Raw genomic sequence first — 19,223 nt, 5'->3', positions numbered from 1 at the left:
AAAGAAAGACTTACAAATCATTGAGGAATTCCCTTTGACAAGACTGTGTGCACGCACAGGACCGGTTCCACGGAAATGGAACCCATTAGCCGTGAAACCGGTCCTGTGAGCGCTCAGGTGAGGTGGTTACTCCCCCGCGTGGTAGACGCCGTCGGAGCCCAGGCGAGCATCGGGGTCGAGCAGCATGGCGGCCTCGACCTCGTGCGGGTCGCGCTGCTTGGACTCCTCCCCCAGACGACGGCCCTGGACCTGCTCGAACAGCGGGGCCCGACCGATCATTCCGGCGCGGCGGCGCCTGGTCCCGGCGGCCAGGCGGGCGTTGGCGGAGGCCAGCCAGGCGTCAACCGCCTCCTGGCCCTCGGCCTGCCGCAGGGCGGCCTCAAAGGCACCGGGGTGGACGATCGCGATGAGACCGGAGACGTGTCCGAAGCCCAGCGAGGTCAGCAGACCGGCACGCACCGGACCGGCACCCGGGACACGCCCGTCCTGGCCACCACGACCGGCCAGACGGATGGGCCTGCGCGGCCACACCCAGAAGGCGTCCTTGGCCAGCGGGGCGTCCACAACGTCCAGGGAGGCGTTACCGGGAGCCACACCGGAGGCGAGGATTTCGGTCAGGCCCGCAACCTGGAAGACGGCGGCACCGCCCTTAGCGTGACCGGTGATGGTCTTCTGCGAGACCGCCACCAGCGAGTTGCCCTCGGAGCGTCCCAGGGCGCGCGCCAGACGCGTGTGCAGCTCGGACTCGTTGGGGTCGTTGGCACCGGTGGAGGTGTCGTGCTTGGAGACCAGTGCGATGTCGTCGGCCTCCACACCCAGGGCCGCCAGGGCCTTGGCCAGGCGCGAGCTTCGCCCGCCGCGGCCGGCGCCCAGGGCGCCCAGGCCGGGTGCCGGGATCGAGGTGTGGGCGCCGTCGGCGTAGGAGGAGACGAAACCAACCACACCGGCCACCGGCAGCCCCATGCGGGCCGCCACCGAGCCACGGGCCAGGATCACCGTGCCGCCGCCCTCGGCCTCCACGAATCCGCCGCGACGGCGGTCGTTGGCGCGTGAGAAGTGGCGGTCGGAGATGCCCTTGGCGCGCATGGCCGCGGCCTCCGCGGTGGCGTTCATGTTGCCGAAGCCGACGACTGACTCGATCGAGATGTCGTCGATGGCGCCGGCCACGACGACGTCGGCCTTGCCCAGGGCGATCTTGTCCCAGCCCTCCTCAATGGAGACGGCCGCGGTGGCGCAGGCGCTCACCGGCTGGACCATGGCACCGTAGCCGCCGATGTAGGACTGCATGACGTGGGCGGCCACGACGTTGGGCAGGGCCTCCTGGAGGATGTCGCTGGGACGCTCCTCCCCCAGGAACCGGCCGACGAACATCTTGCGCATCGACTCCATGCCACCGAACCCGGTGCCCTGCGTGGAGGCCACGTCGGAGGGGTGGACGGCCTTGAGGAGCTCGGCCGGGGTGAAGCCGGCCGACAGGAAGGCGTCGACGGCGGTGACCAGGTTCCAGGAGGCGATGGGGTCCATGCCCTGGGTCATCGAGGCGGGGATGCCCCAGCGCTCCGGGTCGAAGTCGCGCGGGAACTGGCCGCCGACCGTGCGCGACAGCGCGGCGCGTCGCGGCACCCGGGCCAGTGAGCCGGCCAGTCGGGTGACGGTCCACTCGCCGGTCTCGGCGTCGGGAACCACGAGCGTGTGCTCGGGGTCGGAGGCCTCGATGGTGCGGGCCGTGGCCTCGTCAGGAACCGACAGGGTGATGTCGCGGTCGAGGTAGACGGTGACCTCCTCGTCGGCGATCGGCGCGATGACGCCGTCGTCGACGAACTCGCGGATACCGCAGCGGGCCACGACCTCGTCGCGGTAGCGCTCCAGGATGTCGGACTCCTCGACCATCTCCCCGTCGGTGTCGTACCAGCCGGCCTTGGGGCTGTCCTGCCAGGTGAGCAGACCCATGCCCCAGGCGAGCTCGAGGACACCGGCGGCGGTCAGGTCGACGTCCTCGCCGCCGCTCATTCCCAGCTCGGCCTCGCGGCGCGTACGGCCCGATCCCCAGGTGGAGACCTCTCCGGTGGAGATGATGACGACCAGGTCATCGAGGTCGGCGCTCACCTCGCCCCACTGGGGGGCGGTGGGCTGGGTCGGGACCACGGGGGTGGGCAGGGCCTTGATGACGGCCGGGGCCTCGGTCTCCTTGGCGGGCGCAGCGGCTTGCGCGGCGGCGTTCTCACGCAGGGCCACCAGGTCGATGTCGTCACCCAGTCCCCCCGTGAGGTCGGCGTTCACCGGGGCCTGAGCCGCCTGGGTGCGCACCTCGGTGGTGCACAGGCCGGTGAGTTCGGAGGCGATCTCCTCCGTGGTCCAGGTGCGCACCCCGGCTGCCTCGACAGCGGCGACGAGCGGGTCGTTACCGCCCATGAGGCCGGTGCCCTTGACCCAGCCGATGCGCGGGTGGGCCAGGGTGACGCGCTGGGCCCAGGCCCGCTCCGAGGACCAGCGGTTGACGATCGCGTCCAGGGCGGACTTGACCTCGCCGTAGGCGCCGTCACCGCCGAAGGTGCCCCGGTTCGGGGAGCCGGGCAGGACCACGTGCAGACGGTGGTCGACGTGGGTGTCGGTGCCGATGGCGCTCAGAGCGGCGATGGTGCGCTCCACCGACCACAGCAGCAGGCGGGTCTGGGACTCGGCCGCCGGGCCGGCGTCGGCCAGCGTGCCCGAGACTCGCGGCGCAGCGAAGGGGAACAGGAGGGTGGGAACCAGGGCCTCCTTGACGACCTTGGTGGAGCCGCCGGAGGTGACCACCTGGTCGTTGCCGATCCACTCCGCCAGAGCGTCGACGTCTCGGTAGGAGGACAGGTTCGCGGGAACCATCCACAGCTTGGCGCCGGCCGCGGCGTGCTCGCGGTACAGGGTGGTGGCGAACTCGAGGCGCTCGTGGGTCAGGCGCGAGCTGGTGGCCACCACGGTGGCGCCACCGGCCAGCAGCTCCCCGACGACGGCCGCCGCGATGGAGCCGGGGGCCACACCGGTGACGACGGCGACGTCCTCGGACCAGCGCACCGTGGCGTCACCGGCCTGCGGGGTCTTCGGCGCGGCCTGGGCGATCTCGGTCAGGACGGCGGCGCGCTCGGCGCCGTCGGCCAGGTCGGAGGCCTTGGCCTGCTTGGCCCACCAGGTGGCGTGATCGGCCACCGCCTGTCCCAGACCCACGAAGCGCTCGGGGGCCAGGAGCCGGCGGAAGGCGTCCAGGTCGGTCTCGCCGGAGCCGAGTCGGGCGACGTCCTCACGGGCCGTGGCCCAGCGGTCATCGATGAGCACGGCGCGCTCAGGGGCGAAGCCCGGGGTGACGGACTTGACCCATCCGGCACCGAGCTCGGCGTCCAGGGCGGCCATGGCAGCCCGGGTACGGGAGGCCTCGTCATCGGCATCAGCCGCGACAGTGGCCTTCTCGGCCAGCCCCAGGGCGTCCAGGAGGGTGCGGGCCGTGGTGGCCAGGACACCCTCGGAGCCGGTGACGCTCTGGGCGAAGGCGTCCAGGGCCGCGGAGTCGACCACCGCGCCCCCGGCACCTCCGGCACTCGGCTTGGCGACGCTCACACCGTGGTCGGCGGCGACGGCCTGGACGGCGGAGTCGATGAGGGAGTCCACGGCGCTCGCACTGGTCAGCGGGGCCGAGGAGCCCAGGGAGGCCAGGTCCTCGCCGCGCATCGAGGCGCCCTCCCGGGTGCCCAGGAACAGGGCGGCGGTCACGTGGGAGACCCAGCCCTGCCCCAGTCCCCAGGTGCCGGTGACGCGGTCGGCGATACGGGAGGCGCGCACGCCGGAGGGGCCCAGGAGCCGGCCCAGCCCCACGCGGATGGCCTCGGTGAGGACCGGACCGAAGGCCTTGTAACCGGGAGCGCCCTTGGCGACCGTGGCGGCCAGGGCCGTCATGTCGGCGTCAGCGGCACCGTCGATGGAGGCGAGTTCGAGCTCGGTACCCAGGTCCATGAGGAGCTGGTTACGACGCGAGGAGACTCCGTTGGTGAGTGTCTCGGTGGTGTCCGTGGCGCCGATCTGCTCGGGGCGGATGCGCGAGGCGTGGGCCAGGAGCACCGTCAGGGCGTCGGTCGCACCGAAGGGCAGGTCGTCCACCGGTCCGGCTGCGGCTGGAGCCGGACCAGCGGGTGCGGCCTCGGCCGCGGGGGCGGGAGCCTGCTCGGCAGCAGTGCTCTGCGCGGGAGCCTGGGCCTCAGCAGCCGGCTCCTCGGCGGCCGGAACGTCGAAGTCCGGTTCGGTGAGCTCGACGGCCGGGTCGGTGTCGGTGGCCAGCACCCGGGCCTCGTCGCGACGAGCGTTGTGCACGGTGACGTGGCGCCCGGCGTGCTGGGGCAGACGCAGGGTGTTGGTGGCCAGGTTCGCCAGGGTGGGGGAATTGGCCAGGCCCACCTCAACGATGTGCTCGATCCCCAGGCCGCCCTCGCTCGGGGAGGACAGCAGGACCTCCTGGGTCTCGATCCAGCGCACCGGAGAGGCGAACTGCCAGGCCAGGAGCTCGACGAGCAGGACTCGGGCCAGCTCGGTGGGGCGCTTCACCCAGGAGTCCCAGTCGGCCAGGATCTCCTCAACGGGCTCGGAGGGCACGACCTCAAGGATCGAACGGGCGAAGTCCTGGGTCAGCGCGAAGGGCCGCGCCACGAGGTTGGGCACGTAGTGGCCCACCAGGCGCGCGACATCCAGGTCCTCGGGGACGAGCTCGAGCAGACGGCCACGGAACTCCGGCACACCGGGGCGCAGCACCTCGGAGTGGAAGGGCACGTCGATGCCGGGGACGAACATGAAGGGGTTCTTGCCCCCGCGGGCCTTGGCTTTGGCGCGGGCGTCGGTGGCCAGGGCGTCCAGGCCCTTGATCGTGCCGGCCACGGCGTACTGCACGCCGGCCAGGTTGTGGTTGACGATCTGGAGGAACTCTCCGGTGGCCTCGGAGATCGAGCGCACGTATGCCTCGACCTCGTCGGCCTTGATGCCCGCCTGGTTGGGGCGCAGCGCGCCCATGCGGTAGTTCGAGGCGCCATCGGCGTCACGGGGCACCAGCGAGTGCATGGTGGAGCCGCGCTGGAAGACGATCGAGATGGTCGTCTCTACGGGCATGACGCGCCCGTAGGCGCTCAGCGCCGTGTACTCGCCCAGGGAGTGGCCGGCGAAGGCGGCGCTGTCCACGAGGGCACCGGCCTCGGCCAGGCGCGCAGTGGTCGCCATGGCGACGGTGGCCAGAGCCACCTGGGTGAACTGGGTGAGGTTGAGCAGGCCCTCGGGGTGGCGGTAGGTGACGCCACGGGCGGTCATCTCGGTGGGGTTGTCGCGCACCAGGTTGATGACGGAGAAGCCCAGCTCGGCACGGGTGTGGGCATCGGCCCGCTCCCAGATCTCCCGGGCGGCCTTGGAGGAGTTCATCTCGTCCAGGCCCATGCCGGGGGCCTGGATGCCCTGGCCGGGGTAGACGTAGGCGGTGGGCTCGGGCGTCGTCACGGCAGTGCCGCGGGAGACGACCTCGCCGTTGATGCGGCAGACGACCTCCAGGACGTAGCCGCCGCCGACCACCAGGCCGGTGCGCTCCACGGTGATCTCGACGTCGTCGCTCAGTTCGACCGGACCGGTCATGACGTAGGTCCAGCCGGCCAGGACGTGGCGCGAGCCGTCGGCCGCGGTGGAGGCCGCCACCTGCTGGGCGGTGGCCGACAGCCACATGCCGTGGACGAGCGGGGCCTCCATGCCGGCCACGTGGGCGGCGTTGTAGGAGGTGTGGATCGGGTTGAAGTCACCGGTGACCCGGGCGAACGCAGTCATGTCCGCGGGCGCGGTGACGGTGGTGCGGCGCAGGATGCGGCGTGCGGCCGGGGCCGTCTCGCGTCCGGTGCCGCCGGCGAGCTCGGGGGCGCTGGGCACGGCGTTGCCGGAGGCGCGGCCGCGGATGGCGAAGCGCTCACGCATGAGTGCCACCACGGTGCCGTCGGTGGCGTCGGTCAGCTCCAGGCGCACGTCGACGACGCGGCCGGCGCTGGACTCCTCCAGTGCGGCGACCCAGCCGGTGACGTTGATCGTGGGGCTGGTCGTGGCTGCGGCCTCCTGGAGCTGGTGGAGCGTGAGGTGCAGGTCGATGGTGTGGTCCAGGTGGACGGCACCGAGCAGGCCCTCGATGAGCGGCATGCCGTCCTCGACGACGCTGCCCAGGGCGGCGTAGACCACCGGCCAGCAGGGGCCGAGCAGGGCGTCGGGCACGAAGGGCGCGGCGGACAGGTCCGACGGCAGGGCGTCGGCGGTCACCGAGGCGTGGTCGTGGCCCAGGGTGCTCGCCAGGGTGAAGGAACCGTGGATGGTGCCGAAGGGCTGGGTGGTGGGGCGTCCCAGGACGTCCGTGGCCCCGGCCTGCGCGGGGCGGACCTCGGGCAGGTGGTCGACATGGTCGCCCGTGATGGACACGGCCCCCACGCCGGCGGTAGCCCGCAGCAGGTCGTTCATCGTCTCGCTGATGCGCTCGGGGTCGACCAGCGGAGCGGCACCGTCCCAGGCACGGGCCAGGCGCAGCGGCACGACGAGGCGGCGCACGGCGTGGATCTCATCTCCGCCGGGAGTGCCGTCCCAGTGGGTGTCGAGGCGGATGTCGAGGTCGTAGGCGTCCTCGGCCACGTCCGGGCGGGCAACGACGTTGTAGGCGTCGTCGTCCAGGACGATGGCCGGGTTGACCGTCAGGTGGCCGTTCCACAGGACGTGGGGGGCCACCTGGACGAGCTCCTTGGCGTCGGCCACGGGGGCGGCCAGGACGCCGTCGGCCACGGCGGGGGCGGCGCCCAGACGACCGGCGGCCTCCTGCTCGTCCGTGCCGGCCTCCTGGAGGGCCTCGACGGCAGCGGTCTCGAAGCGGCCCAGCAGCTCGCCGACCGGCTCATTGATGGTGGTGATGCCGGCAACGGCGACCGGACCGGGGATGATGCGCACCTGGTCAGCGGTGTAGCGCGGGTCCTGGGACTGCCACAGGGAGTCGGTGCCCCACCAGCGCAGGATGTCGGCGTCGACCACGGGCACGAAGGGCACGGGCTTGGGGTGCTTGCGGCACAGGTCGACGAACCAGGCGGCGTCGACGGGCTCCACGAGGGTGGAGGCGGCCGACGGGTAGTGCTCGGCCAGTGCGGCCAGGGCGGCGTCGGAGTCGATGACGGCGTCGTAGTCGGCGAAGAGCGTGGGGATCTCGCCGTGGTCGGCCCGGCTCAGGCGGGCCTCGATGCGGTGCAGCAGGTCGATGAAGCGGTCGTACCAGCCCTCGTCGGCCCAGTCGGCGCGGGTGGCGCTGCGCCCCTCGTGGGGGGCGACGCACAGCTCGGCGTAGCGGGTGGCCCACTCCAGGTAGGTCATCTCCTCGACGTCGCCGAAGTAGGGTTTGGCGGTCTTGGCCAGGGCGTCGATCATCTCCTGGCGGCGTGCGGACATGGCGGCCTCGTCACCGGCGAGCTCCTGGATGAGGCGGGAGGCCCGGGCCGAGGAGTTGTCGATCTCGTAGAGGTCGGCGCGCAGGTGGGACAGTCCGGAGGTCATACCGCCGATGGACTCCCCGGAGGCGACCCAGCCGCCCTCGACCCCGGAGTCCTCGGGGATTCCAGGGGTGTCGACGAGGAGCTGCTTGACGTCGTCGTTGGTCTTGGCCTCCAGGCAGGTCATGGCGGCGGTGCCGATCATGACGCCGTCGACGGGGGCGGCAGCCGTGCCGTAGGCCTCGGCCCAGCGGCCGGTGAGGTAGTCGGCGGCGCGGGTGGGCGTACCGATGCCGCCGCCGACGACGAGCACCACGTTGGTCACGGCGCGGATGGCGTCGTAGGTGGCCAGGAGCATGGTGTCCAGGTCCTCCCACGAGTGGTGGCCACCGGCGTGCCCGTCCTCGATCTGGATGATGACGGGGCTGTCGGGCACGGCGCGGGCGATGGCCAGGACCTGACGGATCTGGTCCACGGTGCCGGGCTTGAAGGCGATGTAGGGGAAGCCCTCGGCGTGGAGGCGCTCAAGCAGGGCGGTGGCCTCCTCGAGCTCGGGGATCCCGGCGGAGATGGTGATGCCGTCGATGGGGGCGCCGCCGGCGCGGGCCTTGGACAGCAGACGCTGGGTCCCCAGGTGCAGGTTCCACAGGTAGCGGTCCATGAACATGGCGTTGAAGGCCGCGGTGCGCCCGGGCTCGAGGGCCTTCTCCAGGCCCTGAAGGTTCTCGGTCAGGACGGCGGGAGTGGTCTGGCCCCCACCGGCGAGCTCGGCCCAGTAACCGGCGTTGGCGGCTGCCGCGACGATGGCGGGATCCACGGTGGTGGGGGTCATTCCCGCCAGCAGCACCGCACTGCGCCCGGTCAGTCGGGTGAAGGCGGTGTCAAGGGTGAGGCGGCCGTCGGGCAGGCGAGTGATGCGCGGGGCGAAGCGGGAGCGGTCGACACCGGGCCGGGGTGCCGCGCCGGCCCGGTCGAGGTCGTCAATGGCCTTGGCGGTCCCGGCGGGCACGACGGTGGTGCCGGTGCCGGCCACGACGCCCTCGGTGAGACGGACCAGGACGTTGCCCGGCCCCAGGTCCAGGACGGTGCGCACCGGGGCGTCCGATCCGGCTGCGAGGGCCCCGGTGACCAGACCGGGCCAGTCGACCGGGTCGATGAGCACGGCGGTGGCCAGCTCGCGGGCGAGCTTCTCGTTCAGGCCGCAGGCGGCCGCCCAGGCGGCGACGTCGTCGACCGCGCCGGCGAGCAGCGGGGTGTGGAAGGGCACCGAGGTGGTGAGGAACTCGGTGACCGGGGCCAGGACGGCGCCGCCGCGGCGGCGGTCCTTGCGGGCCTTGGCGCTGCGGGCGGCGGCCGCCTCCAGCGCGGTGACAACGGCCTCGAGGTCGGCCGGGCGCCCCGAGAGGATGTGCGCCTGACGGCCGTTGGTCACGCCCACGGAGATCCGCTCCGAGCCGGGGACTCGGGCCAGGACGGCGTCGAGCACGCTGCGGGTGACGCCGCGCACCGAGAGCATGGGGGTGGACTCCCCCACCGTGCCCAGGTCGAGACGGCGGGTCGTGCGGGTGGCCGCCGCACCGATGAGGCGGGCGATGGCGTGAACCTCGATGACGCGCTCGCGCTCGCCGGCCTGCACGGCCTGGAGCAGGCTGACGCCCAGGACGCCCTGGGAGTGGCCGACGGCGCTCACCGGGGCGTGGGCGGCCGGGTCGATGCCGGCGCCGGGCAGGGAGGCCAGGGCGGCGTGCTGGGCCATGAGGATGCCGGGCACGGAGACGTCGGCGCCGTCGGCGGTGGTGCGGTGCTGAGGGGCGACCGGGGCCGCCTCGTCGTCCAGGAGCCTCGAGCCGCGCGGGGTCACGGTGAGCAGGTCGGTGGATACGGGGGCCAGGCGCTCGGCCACGGCCTGGTCGACCGCCACGACGTCAGCGGCCAGGGTGTGGTCCAGGGAGACCAGGTCGGCCAGCGTCTGGCGCCAGGGGGTGGCCTGGCCGCCGAAGGTGATGATGTAGGGCTCGCCTCCGCTCAGGCGCTCAGCGATGGTGGTCGCGGGGCTGGGGGCTTGCGAGTTCGTGTGCACGGTAGTGGTGTCCTTCGGTGTTGCGACGGCGTGGTCGGTGGTCTCGGAACGGTTACCTGAACTGGGGTCGGGTGAAGAGGGGGAATACGGCGGAGGCGGAGGCGAGTGGGTCTCGGAGCCGGGGTCAGAGGGGGATGTTGTCATGCTTCTTGGGGGACTCGGGGCGGGCGTCGTTCTTGGCGCGCAGCGCGGCCAGTGAGTCGACGATGACGTTGCGGGTGTCCTCAGGGGCGATGACGGCGTCGATCTCACCGATGGCCACGGCCTTGTCCGGGTTGATGACGGCGTCGGTGTACTCGGCCACGAGCCGCTCGTGCTCGGCGGTGGCGGCCTCCTCCCCCTGCTCGTCACGGACCTTGGCCAGGTCGCGGCGGTGGATGATGCCGACGGCGCCGGCGGCGCCCAGGACGGCGATCTCGGCTCCCGGCCAGCAGAAGTTGAGGTCGGCGCCGATGGCCTTGGAGCCCATGACGATGTAGGCGCCGCCATAGGCCTTGCGCAAAACGATCGTCACCAGCGGCACAGTGGCGGTGGCGTAGGCGTTGATGACCTTGGCTCCGCGGCGGATGATGCCGGCGTGCTCCTGCTCGGCTCCGGGACGGTAGCCGGGGACGTCGACGAAGGTGACCACCGGCAGCCCGAAGGCGTCGCAGAAGCGCACGAAGCGGGCGAGCTTCTCAGAGGCGTCGACGTCCAGGGTGCCGGCGTCCACCAGCGGCTGGTTGGCGACGATCCCCACCGGGTGGCCCTCGAAGCAGGCGAAGCCGACCACGACGTTGGGTGCGAACTCCTCCTGGACCTGGACGAGCTCGCCGTGGTCGACGACGGCCGAGACCACCTCGACGACGTCGTAGGCCTGCCGGGTGGAGGCCGGGACGATCTCGCCGACACTGCGGGCGGCCTCAGCGTCGGCCTGGGCGTCAGCGTCGTCGTAGGCGTAGAGGGGGGCGCTGACCTCGGATGAGGAGGGCAGGTAGGCCAGGAAGGTGCGGACCTGCCCCAACGCGTCCTCCTCGTCGTCGGCCACGTAGTGGACGACGCCGGAGACGGAACCGTGGATCTGTGCACCGCCGAGGTCCTCGGCGCTGATCTGCTCACCGGTTGTGGCGCGTACGACGTCGGGGCCGGTGACGAACATGTGGGAGGCCTGGCGGGTGGCGATGACGAAGTCGGTCAGGGCCGGGCTGTAGACGGCGCCGCCGGCGCAGGGTCCCAGGATGACGCTGATCTGCGGGACCAGTCCGGAGGCGGCGCAGGTGCGGTTGAAGATGCGCCCGTACTGGCGCAGAGCTCCCACGCCCTCCTGGATCTTGGCGCCGCCGGAGTCGATGAGTCCGATGACGGGGATGCGCAGGCGCAGGGCGTCGTCCAGGAGGCGGACGATCTTGTCCCCCTCGATGGTGCCCAGGGCGCCGCCGGAGACGGAGAAGTCCTGGGAGTAGACGGCCACCTGGCGGCCGTCGATCTGGCCGAAGCCGGTGACGACGCCCGAGGGGCGGGCCTTGTCGCCGGCACCTGAACCGGAGTAGCGGCCGATCTCCAGGAAGGTGGAGTCGTCGAGCAGGTCGTTGATGCGCTCGCGGGCGGTGCGCTTGCCCTTGGCGTGCTGACGGGCGGCGGCGTGCTCCTCGGCCTCCCGGTCGATGCGGGCGATGCGCTGGCGGAAGGCGGTGGTGGCCTCCGAGTCGGCCATAGTGGTTCCTTGGGCCGGTGTCTCGGCAGATGCGCCGGGGCCGGTGATGGGGGCGGTGGTCACGGTTCAGGCCTCCTCGGAGTTGTTCTCGGGGGTGCTCATGCGCACCAGGACATCGCCGGCCGAGACGGTGCGTCCGGCGCTGACGGGGATCTCCGAGATGGTGCCGTCGCTGGGTGCGTGGACGTAGTTCTCCATCTTCATGGACTCCAGGACCACGAGCAGATCGCCCTGGCAGACCGGCTGGCCCGGCTCCACGCAGATCCGGGTGACGATGGCCTGCATGGGGGCGGCGATGACACCGGGCTCACCGCCGGCGGTCCCGGTCTCACCGGGGGCTGCGCCTCGAGGTGAGCGGGTGGCGCCCGAACGGCCGCGCAGCGGCTGGGCCCGGTTGCTGTGGGGGCTGAAGCCTCGCGCCGGGTTGGAGGGGGCGAGGATCCCGTCGGGCAGGGTCAGCTGCATGCGGCGGCCGTTGAGCTCGATGATGTAGCTGGAGCGGGTACGCGGGTTGGCGACCGTCTCCGCCGAGCCGTCGGCCTGCGACGTCGCCGCGGCGTCGGCGAGATCGGGCAGCACCTCGTTCTCGATCCACCGCGTGGTCACAGCCAGCCGCCCGGTCTCGTCGGAGGCGGTGAACTCGGGGCGGGTCAGGACCTCGGAGTGCAGGGCAGTGCACACGGTGACGCCCTCGACCACCGTCTCCCGCAGGGCTCGCCGGGCTCGGGCGATGGCCTGCTCCCGGCTGGCACCGGTGATGATGATCTTGGCGAGCATCGGATCGAACAAGGGGGTGACGACGTCGCCCTCAGTGACTCCGGACTCGATGCGGATACCGGGACCGGCCGGCCAGCGCAGGCGGGTGATGGTACCGGTGGAGGGGGCCAGACCTCGGGCGGGATCCTCACAGGTGATGCGCAGCTCGAGGCTGTGACCGCGGGGCTCGTTGACCTGTCCGAGGTGACCACCCTCGGCGATGCACAGCTGGATTTCGACCAGATCGGTGCCGGCGACCTCCTCGGTGACGCAGTGCTCCACCTGCAGACGGGGGTTGACCTCAAGGAACCAGATATCGCCCTCGGGGGTCAGGAGGAACTCGCAGGTGGCCACGCCGACGTAGTCGACCGTCTCCAGGAGGCGACGGGAGGCCTCGACCAGACGCCCGTGGACGCCCTCGGGCAGGAAGGGTGCGGGAGCCTCCTCGAGGAGCTTCTGATTGCGTCGCTGCAGGGAGCAGTCGCGGGTGGAGACCACGGCGAAACCGCCGTGGCTGTCGCGGGCGCACTGGGTCTCGACGTGACGTGCGGCCGTGACGAACCGCTCCAGGATGAGGGTTCCGCCGCCCTGCGCCGCGGACTCGAAGGCAGGGGTGGCCCGGACCTCGTCGTCATTGTGCAGGACGGTGATGCCGCGTCCGCCGCCACCGTCGGTGCGCTTCAGGGCGACCGGGTAGCCGTGGGCGGCGGCGAAGGCGATGACGGTCTCGGCGTCGGTGACCGAGTCGGTGATGCCCGGCACCGGGGCGACCTGGGCCCGCTCGGCGGTGGCTCGGGCGCTCATCTTGTCTCCGAGGGCGTCCATGGCCTCGGGTGAGGGCCCGACCCAGGTGATCCCCGCCTCGATGATGGAGCGGGCGAAGTCTGCGTCCTCGGACAGGAACCCGTATCCGGGGTGGATGGCGTCCGCGCCGGTGGCGCGGGCCAGCTCGAGCAGTGCCGCCGCGTCGGTGTAGGACGATCCCTCGGGCAGTGCGTAGGCCTCATCGGCGAGCTCTGCGGCGGGGCTCATGAGGTCCTCGGGCGTGTACGGAAGGATCGACGTCGCCCCAAGGTCGCGGGCGGTTCGCACGATACGCAGTGCGATCTCGCCACGGTTGGCGATGAGGATACGGGAGAGGGTCACCAAGAGTCTCCTTACCTGGACGCTGCCGGGCTGGCGGCGGGCCCTCCTTGGGCCGGCGGGGTGGATCCGTGCTTTCCCTACAATCGTCGAGGGGCGGGTCCACTGGACTATGACGTTACGTGGTCAAGGCACCACATTCCATTTGTGGAAACCTCACAAAGACTGAGAGTTGCGTTGGTGTAACAATCGAGACCCCAGTAATGGGGCGGCATAACGGGGGCCTGACAAAGACGGCTCCCACCCCTCGAATGCCTTTGAGGTTTCCCACAAGCCCGATGGGGTGGTGCGACCCAGCGCATCGGCTGTCACACCTGCATCACGAACACCTCCTCCAACAAGGTGTCGATGCCGGTCGCGGGCAGCACCCCGCGGCGTCGTCAGTGTCAGCCGCGAGCGTCATGGCGGTGCGAGGAGGCCGCCTCGCGCAGCTCGCAGATGGCGGCCAGGGCGTCGTCGGCCCGGTAGACGGCCGACCCGGCGACGAAGACGTCCGCCCCGGCCTCGGCGGCGCGCTCAATCGTGTGGGCGGTGATGCCGCCATCGACCTGCACTCGCAGGTCGAGCCCTCTGGCACCGACCAGCTCGCGCGCCCGGCGGATCTTGGGCAGCATCGACTCGATGAAGGACTGGCCCCCGAAGCCCGGCTCCACGGTCATGAGCAGGAGGAGGTCGAACTCCCCCAGGACATCGGCGACGGCCTCCAGGGGGGTGGCGGGCCTCAGGGCGATGCCCGCGCCGGCGCCGAGCCGGTGGAGCTCGCGCGCCAGGCGCACCGGTGCCGTCGTGGCCTCGGCGTGGGGGGTGACGATCTGGCAGCCGGCCTCGGCGTAGGCCGGTGCCCAGCGGTCGGCGTCGCGGATCATGAGGTGGGCATCCACGGGCAGCGAGGAATGGGCGAGCACCGCCTCGACCACCGGCAGCCCCCATGACAGGTTGGGCACGAAGTGGTTGTCCATGACATCGACGTGGAGCCCGTCGGCGCCCGGGGCGCCGACGTCGCCCGTGACCCGGTCGAGCTCGTCGGCCAGGTGGGCGATGTCGCAGTTGAGGATCGAGGGGTGGATGGCCGTCATCGGGATGCTCCTCATGATGCGCTGGTGTGGTTGGTCAGTCAGCTGGTGCGGCGCAGCAGGGCGCAGAACATGGCGTCGGTGCCGTCGAGGTGGGGCCAGAGCTGAAGCGCCTCCCGGTCGGATCCGGCCGGCGGATGAGGGGCCAGGCGGGTGGCGACGTCCCCGGCGTGCAGGGGCTCGGTGCGCAGGCCCTCGCGCTCCAGCAGCCGCGTCACGTCGCGCACCACGAGGGTCGTCTCCAGGGCGTGCGGGGAACAGGTCACGTAGGTCACCACTCCCCCGCGTCGCACGGCGCGCAGGGCACTGGCCAGCAGCTCGCGCTGAAGCTCGGCCAGAACGGTGACGTCCTGCGGCTGCCGGCGCCAGCGGGCCTCGGGGCGGCGGCGCAGCGACCCCAGCCCCGTGCAGGGGGCGTCGACAAGAACCCGGTCGTAGGCGCCGGGCTCATCGCGCCCGAGGTCACGTCCATCACCGCAACGCACCCGGGCGACGTCCGGCGCGATGGCTCGCAGGGCCGAGCGCACCAGGTCGGCCCGATGGGGGCTGACCTCGTTGGCCAGCAGCTGGGCGCCTGTCTGCGCGGCCCTCGCGGCGAGAAGCGCAGCCTTGCCACCGGGTCCGGCGCATAGGTCGAGCCAGCGCGCGTCGCGGCCCTCCACAGGGGCGTGTGCCGCAACGAGTGCCACCAGCTGGCTGCCCTCGTCCTCGACCCCGGCCCGGCAGTCGCGGATCGCCTCGATCCGGCCAGGGTCTCCCCCGACCATGACGACGGCGAGGGGACTGATCCTGCCGGGGCGAGGCTCGACGTCGTGGACCCGGTCGGCCTTGCGGGCGGCCTTGGCCAGCGCCTCCGGAGCGATGAGGCCGGGTCTGGCGCACAGGGCCACCTCGGGGTCGGCGTTATCCGCGGCCAGGAGCGCCTCGAGCTCCTCGCCGCTGCGGCCGTGGGTGACCAGGGCCTGGCGCAGCGCCTTGACGATCCACTCCGGGTGCGACTGGGTGCGGGCCAGAGCGCTCGTCTCATCGGGTGCGTCCCGGCGCAGCTCATCCATCCAGGAGTCCAGGTCCCGCCCGCTGAGGCGACGCATGACGGCGTTGACGAAGGTGGCCGCGCCGCGCCCGCAGGAGGTAGTGGCCAGGTCCACGGTGGTGCTCACGGCGGCGTGCTGGGCCACCCTCATACCCATGAGCTGGTGGGCCCCCAGGCGCAGGACGTCGAGCACGGCCGGATCGATGCGCTCCAGGGGACGGTCCGTGCAAGCGGCGATCATCGCGTCGTAGCGACCCAGCAGCCGCAGGGTCCCGTAGGTCAGAGCAGTGGCGAAGCCGGCGTCACGCCGATCCAGGTCGGCGGTCTCCAGCAGCTCGGGCAGGAGGAGGTTGGCGAAGGCGTCATCGCGGCGAACGCGGGTGAGCACCTCCAGGGCCACCTGACGCGCCGAGCCGGATCGACCTCCCGCCGGGCGCGCCGACGCACCCGCCTGTGGGCCGTCCTGCTTGAAGGAGCGCCGGCCCCGGGCTTGGCGACCCTGGTGAGGACCGCCGCGCTCAGTTCGCCTGCCGCGTTGCTCCCGGCGTCTGCCAGGAGCGCCACCCCGCCCGTGGCCTGCGCCTCGCCGGTTCTCGTCGTGGCCGCCCGACGCGCCCCGGCGTGTCGATCGCTCCCCCATCAGCTCATCGCCTCACCGTCGTCGTTCGTCACGCACGAGGTCCCCAGGACGGCCCCCACCTCCGGACGCGCTCCCCTGGCCCAGGCGTCGGCAGGCATCCAGCTGCGCCCGGCGGGCGCGACCTGCCCCAGACGGACGGCGCAGCCCCCGGCTCCCACGAGGACCTCGCGCTTGGTGGCGCGCAGCTGGCCGGGCAACAGATCGGTGACCTCCGGGACCAGGGTGACCGGGCCCAGACGGAACCGGGACCCCTGGTACGTGGTGTGGGCACCCGGCGCCGGAGTGACGCCCCGGATCCGACGGTCAATGGCAAGCGCCGGATCCTCCCAGCGGATCAGGCCGTCGGCCGACGAGAGCACGGGGGCCAGCGTGGCCAGCGCGTCCTCCTGCGGCTCCGGACGCACGCTGCCATCCTCAACCCGGCGCAGCACATCGAGGACCAGGGGCGCCCCGGCGCGCGCCAGCCGCTCGAGCAGATCCCCGCTGGTGTCCCGACCGCTGATGGCCTCCGTGAGTCGGCCATAGACGGGACCGGTGTCGAGCCCCTCCTCGAGGCGGAACACGCAGGCCCCGGTGACCTCGTCACCGGCGATGACCGCCCGCTGGACCGGGGCGGCTCCGCGCCACGCGGGCAGCAGAGAGAAGTGCAGATTCAGCCAGCCGTGCTCAGGGACGTCCAGCAGATCGGCCGGCACCAGGCGACCGTAGGCGACCACGACGGCGACGTCAGCCTTCAGAGCGCCGACCCACGCGTGCACGTCGTCGGCCTGCTCCCCCTTGAGGGTGGCCGGAGTGCGTACATCGAGCCCCGCATCGCGAGCCACGGCCGCCACCGGCGAGGGGTGCAGCGTCCGGCCGCGCCCTTTGCGAGCGTCAGCACGGGTGAGGACCCCGACGACGTCGTGCTCACTGGCGATGAGGGCCTCCAGGGTGGGCAGGGCCGCCTCGGGGGTTCCGGCGAAAAGCACACGCATGCGGCTGAGTCTAAGGGGCGACGTCACCCAGTGCGGGGTTCAATGCCGGTCCGGCGTGGGGAGCAGGCCCAGTGCGATGAGCTCGGAGCGCAGCCGTCCCACACCGGTGAAGTGGTGGGTGCGCATTCCCAGGTGGCCAGCCGCCTCGATGTTGACCACCGAGTCATCGATGAACAGGGTGCGGGAGGCCTGGAGACGGTAACGACTCAGAAGAAGGTCGAAGATGGCGGCATCCGGTTTGGCCAGGTGCTCGCGCCCGGAGACCACGATGCCCACAAAGCTTTCGAGCTGGGGAACCAGGAGCCTGGCCCGCTCGAAGGGCGCGGCGTCGAAGTTGGTCAGCCCGTACAGCGCCACGCCCCTCCCAAGGAGGTCGTCGAGCAGAGCGGCCATGCCGGGAACGGGACCCGTCAGCGATTCGGCGAAGCGCTGACGGTACAAGGAGAGGATCTCCGCCCAGTCGGGGCGGCCGGGGTGGGCCCGGGTGTAGTCGGCGAGCACCTGTTCGAAGGGCTCTCCCCGGTCGAGTCGTTCGTTCCAGGTCAGGAACCCTCCGTCGACCACGAACTCCTCCCAGTCGTCGGCCGAGACGTATCCGGCGACGGCCGCCATGGGCTCCCACGCGTACAGGACGTTGCCGTAGTCGAGGACGACGGCACTGACGGCGCCTGCGGGGCTGGAGGTCGTCAAGGAGGACGATGCGTTCACGTCCGCCATCCTCCCACTCCGTCACCTCGGGACTCGGGTGGCTCCACCCGGGACGGATCACCCTTGACGTTTGTGAGTCACCTACTGAAGCGGGTCCGCCGCATCGGCGGTTCAGGGGCGCTCCACAGCAGCGCCCGAAGAGGCAAAACACCTGATGAAAGCAACGTCACGTACCGATCGCGACCGCTCAATCGGTGCGCTCAGAACTTCTTCCTACCAGGGAGTTTCCAAGCCTCAGGAACTCTGGTACGCTCGTACCAATCCGGTACAGGCGTACCACTTTGACAGTCTGAGCGCGTGATGCGCGTCATGATCCATATCGGCGACACAGTGCTGTGTCAGAGAGGGAGTCATGGAATTCTCCGTAGATTCCGAAATCGGGAAGCTTCGCCAGGTCATCCTGCACCGGCCCGGCAACGAGATGCTCCGACTCACTCCGCAGAACAAGGACCACCTCCTGTTCGATGATGTCCTGTGGCTCGAGCGGGCCCAGGAGGAGCACGACCAGTTCGCACGAGTTCTGACTGACCGCGACATCGAGGTGCTCTACCTCAGCGACCTGCTGGCCCAGACCCTCGAGGTGCCCGAAGCCAGGCAATACGTCCTGGACCGAGTCGTCAACGAGAACACCAACGGCCCCAGCGCCGCCGATCCGCTGCGCGCCCTGGCCCAGGGGCTGTCCGGGGCCGAGTTGGCCGAGGTGCTCGTTGCTGGGATCACGAAGGCCGAGCTGCTCGAGCGCACCTCATGCCCGGACTCGCTCGTGCTGGCCTCCATGGACGACGACGACCTGCTTCTGCCGCCGTTGCCCAACCACCTCTTCACCCGCGACACGTCCTGCTGGATCTACAACGGCGTCTCCATCAACTCGATGATGATGCCGGCCCGGCAGCGCGAGACCATCAACTACGAGGCGATCTACCGTTGGCACCCTCTCTTCGCCGGCTCCGACTTCCCCGTGTGGTCCGAGGGCACGCAGGCCGGCCCCGCCACCGTGGAGGGTGGAGACGTCCAGATCATCGGCAACGGCGCCGTTCTGGTCGGAGTCTCCGAGCGCACCACCTCGCAGGGCATCGAGAGGCTCGCCAGCCGACTGTTCGCCGGAGGCACGGTGAATCGGATCATCGCCGTCGAGATGAACCGGACACGCGCCCAGATGCACCTGGACACGGTGATGACCATGGTCGACGTCGGCACGTTCACCATCTACGGCGGCCTGGGGAAGCTGCCGACGCTTACGCTGCGCCCGGACGGCGACAAGCAGATCAGCGTCACACGCAACGCCCCCGAGGACATGTACCGCGTCATCGCCCAGGCCCTGGGCGTCGACGGGCTCAACGTTCTCATCACGCCCCAGGACTCGATGGCCGCCGCCCGTGAGCAGTGGGACGACGGCTCCAACTCCCTGGCCATCGCCCCCGGTGTCATCGTTACCTATGAACGTAACGTCAACACGAACGAGTACCTTACTTCCCATGGCATCGAGGTCCTGACCATTCCCGGCTCGGAAGTCGGTCGCGGTCGCGGTGGTCCACACTGCATGAGCTGCCCGACCCTGCGGGACCCGCTTGCCTGAGTCGGCCCTGGCCGACACATAAGAAGAACTGTCAGTACATCACCACAC

The 19,223-nt window shown here is 71.2% G+C and carries 8 protein-coding genes; 1 reads left to right on the top strand and 7 read right to left on the bottom strand.

The features are described from left to right. Positions 1-126: 126 nt before the first annotated feature. The 7 genes from FK267_RS08690 to FK267_RS08660 form a co-directional block, all read right to left on the bottom strand. Entirely contained in the window at positions 127-9,579 is a 9,453-nt protein-coding gene (locus FK267_RS08690) for a type I polyketide synthase (RefSeq protein WP_141406947.1), read from the bottom strand. Between the two features lie 124 nt (positions 9,580-9,703). Further along, positions 9,704-11,272, bottom strand: a complete 1,569-nt coding sequence (locus FK267_RS08685) for an acyl-CoA carboxylase subunit beta (RefSeq protein ID WP_232622600.1) — start codon at positions 11,270-11,272, stop codon at positions 9,704-9,706. 66 nt (positions 11,273-11,338) lie between these two features. Next, positions 11,339-13,174: an ATP-binding protein gene (locus FK267_RS08680; protein WP_141406946.1), complete on the bottom strand. Its 1,836-nt coding sequence runs from the start codon at positions 13,172-13,174 to the stop codon at positions 11,339-11,341. Between the two features lie 383 nt (positions 13,175-13,557). Continuing rightward, positions 13,558-14,247 (bottom strand): ribulose-phosphate 3-epimerase, encoded by a 690-nt coding sequence (rpe, locus tag FK267_RS08675; protein WP_198498152.1) that lies wholly within the window; start codon positions 14,245-14,247, stop codon positions 13,558-13,560. A 38-nt stretch (positions 14,248-14,285) separates the two neighbouring features. After that, positions 14,286-15,677: an RsmB/NOP family class I SAM-dependent RNA methyltransferase gene (locus FK267_RS08670; RefSeq protein ID WP_141406945.1), complete on the bottom strand. Its 1,392-nt coding sequence runs from the start codon at positions 15,675-15,677 to the stop codon at positions 14,286-14,288. A 239-nt stretch (positions 15,678-15,916) separates the two neighbouring features. After that, positions 15,917-16,891, bottom strand: coding sequence for a methionyl-tRNA formyltransferase (fmt, locus tag FK267_RS08665; RefSeq protein ID WP_141406944.1), 975 nt, complete (start codon positions 16,889-16,891; stop codon positions 15,917-15,919). 39 nt (positions 16,892-16,930) lie between these two features. Then, entirely contained in the window at positions 16,931-17,608 is a 678-nt protein-coding gene (locus FK267_RS08660; RefSeq protein WP_141406943.1) for an HAD family hydrolase, read from the bottom strand. Between the two features lie 343 nt (positions 17,609-17,951). On the opposite strand from FK267_RS08660, the gene FK267_RS08655 reads away from it, so the two are divergent. Next, complete coding sequence (locus FK267_RS08655) at positions 17,952-19,175, top strand: arginine deiminase (RefSeq protein ID WP_141406942.1); 1,224 nt, start codon at positions 17,952-17,954, stop codon at positions 19,173-19,175. Positions 19,176-19,223 lie beyond the last annotated feature (48 nt).

Origin of the sequence: Actinomyces oris, assembly GCF_006546825.1 — a bacterium.
GTDB lineage: Bacteria > Actinomycetota > Actinomycetes > Actinomycetales > Actinomycetaceae > Actinomyces > Actinomyces oris.
The sequence above is the reverse complement of the archived record's forward strand: the minus strand, read 5'-3'. Positions and strand labels throughout refer to the sequence as shown.

Excerpts from the sequence above, each read along its gene's own strand:
- FK267_RS08685 (WP_232622600.1), bottom strand. The coding sequence starts at position 11,272 with ATGGCCGACTCGGAGGCCACCACCGCCTTCCGCCAGCGCATCGCCCGC.
- rpe (WP_198498152.1), bottom strand. The coding sequence starts at position 14,247 with ATGACGGCCATCCACCCCTCGATCCTCAACTGCGACATCGCCCACCTG.
- fmt (WP_141406944.1), bottom strand. The coding sequence starts at position 16,891 with ATGCGTGTGCTTTTCGCCGGAACCCCCGAGGCGGCCCTGCCCACCCTG.
- FK267_RS08660 (WP_141406943.1), bottom strand. The coding sequence starts at position 17,608 with ATGGCGGACGTGAACGCATCGTCCTCCTTGACGACCTCCAGCCCCGCA.
- FK267_RS08655 (WP_141406942.1), top strand. The coding sequence starts at position 17,952 with ATGGAATTCTCCGTAGATTCCGAAATCGGGAAGCTTCGCCAGGTCATC.